1 protein-coding gene and 1 pseudogene are annotated in these 1,966 nt (G+C 59.6%); both read right to left on the reverse strand.

Going from position 1 to position 1,966, the window contains the following annotated elements:
- On the reverse strand, positions 1–1,654 hold a 1,654-nt coding region (locus AC1DRJ_RS25780; protein ID WP_477804644.1), incomplete at its 3' end, for a LapD/MoxY N-terminal periplasmic domain-containing protein.
- Positions 1,630–1,875 (reverse strand): annotated as a pseudogene (locus tag AC1DRJ_RS25785) (hypothetical protein); the annotation flags it as partial. The gene AC1DRJ_RS25780 and the pseudogene AC1DRJ_RS25785, both read right to left, overlap by 25 nt.
- Positions 1,876–1,966: the final 91 nt, after the last annotated feature.

The raw sequence follows: 1,966 nt of genomic DNA on the forward strand, positions 1-1,966 counted from the left end.
CTCGCAGACGTCGCGTCAGCTCTTCCAGCATCGCTTGCTCCGGCAGCTGTTCCTCGCCGATTTCCAGCGTCAGGCGCGGTCCCAGATTGGAATTCGCGCGCAAAATCTCGAAGACTTTATTCAGCGCCTGCGGATCGCCCAACGTCGCTGACGACAGGTTCAGCGCCAGCGATTCTTCGTGATCTGCCATCTGCTCCAGCACCAATTCCAACATCAGCCGATCCAACCGCACGGTCCAGCCAAAACGTTCCAGCCACGGCAGGAAGCGCCCGGCAGGAATGGTCTGCCCCTGCTCGTCGACCAAGCGCGACAGGACTTTGTAATGCAGTACCAATTGCGTGTCCTGGCTGGCCACGACCGGTTGGAAATACAACTGGAACCGTCGCTGATTCAACGCCTGGTCCAGCAAATTGTTCCAGGCATGATGGTCATCGCCAACACTGGTGGACACGCTGTGATCCAGGCACGCCCAGCTCGGCTCGCCCTGGGTTTCCGCCTGGGCCAACGCCTGATCGCCCAGCCCGAGCACCGCTTGCGGTGAATCGCCATGAACAAAGGGCGCTAAACCGATCGAAGCCACCGAGGCCACGTCGGTGGCACCCGTCGCATGCAGGCTGGCCAAGGCACTGTCGAGGTTCTGCGCCAGATGCAACGCCTCTTCCCGCATCAGCCCCGGCGCCAGCACGGCGAATTCACCGCCGCGAATACGCGTGACGAGGTTCTGGGTTTCCGGGTATTTCGCACACTCGCGGGACAACTGCTCACCCACGGCTTTCAATAGCTGGTCGGTGCGCTGGCCTCCCAACCGCTGGTTCAAACCGGCCAGGTCATTGACCCGCAACAACAGCAAATAACCGGAACTGGCTTGCTCCGGATTGCTCACCCGAGCGTTCAATTGCATTTCGAAATAACGACGGTTGGCGAGCCCGGTGAGGTTGTCCTGATAAGACTCGATTCGCAGTTTTTCACTGCGTTCGGCCTGTTCCTGGAACAACGCCTTGAGCTTCTCGACCATCTGGTTCATGGCCTGCACCACGCGGCGCAGTTCGGGGGTGCGCGGCAGTTCCGGCAGGCTGAGGAATTCACGGCGGGCGATGGCGTGGGATTGCTTGACCATGTAGTCCAGCGGTTTCAATTGCCGACGCAATAACAGCGCCCCCAGCACTGCGCTCACAGCGCCGCAAATCAGCAACCACCCGAGACTGCCCAGCGCGCTCTGCCACAGCTTGGCCAGCGCGAACATCGGGTGGCTGACCACTTCGACCCGCGCCGCTTGTTCCCAACCACGACTGACAATCGCGTCGCCACCCGCGGGTTCAAGGCCAATCATTTGGACGAACCAGTCCGGCACGTTGTTGACCGCCGGAATGCCGTTGCGCTCGACGATGGTGTTGTCGTTGCTCAGGTCGACGACGCGGATGCTTGAGTAGTAACCACTGTCGAAAATCGAACTGACCAGTAGTTCGACCATCGCCGGATCGTCGATATTCGGCGTCAGGGACAGCGCCAGCGCCGTCGCGGCGTCCTGGGCGTGGGAGCGCAACTGGTTGACGTACTGGGTGCGMGAGCTTTCCAGACTGACCATGAARCTGCCGGTGAAGGCGACCACCAGGAACAGACAGATWGCGATCAACAGCTGTTTGAACAAAGACATCTGAGCGCGTGCTCCTGGTTTGTCGTTTCGATCGGGAAACCTTCGGCCTGCATTTTCTTCAACCCGTCCTGCCAGCGGGACAGGCGTTTGGTGTCACCGACCTTTTTGTTGCCCTTGGCGCCGGGCAAATACAAACCTTGCGCATTGAAAGAGTAGACCGGTAACAGATCGGTCCGCTGGTTAGCGGGTTTTATCTCGTTGATCAGGCTGTCGAGCACCAGCAGCCAGCGCAAAGTCCTTGGGATTGCGAAACCTACCGCCAATGCGAGGCATCCAGGTAAGGCAAATGGAATTCGGCCGATGCTTCAGATT

The sequence above is a fragment of the Pseudomonas sp. P5_B2 genome (assembly GCF_056400445.1).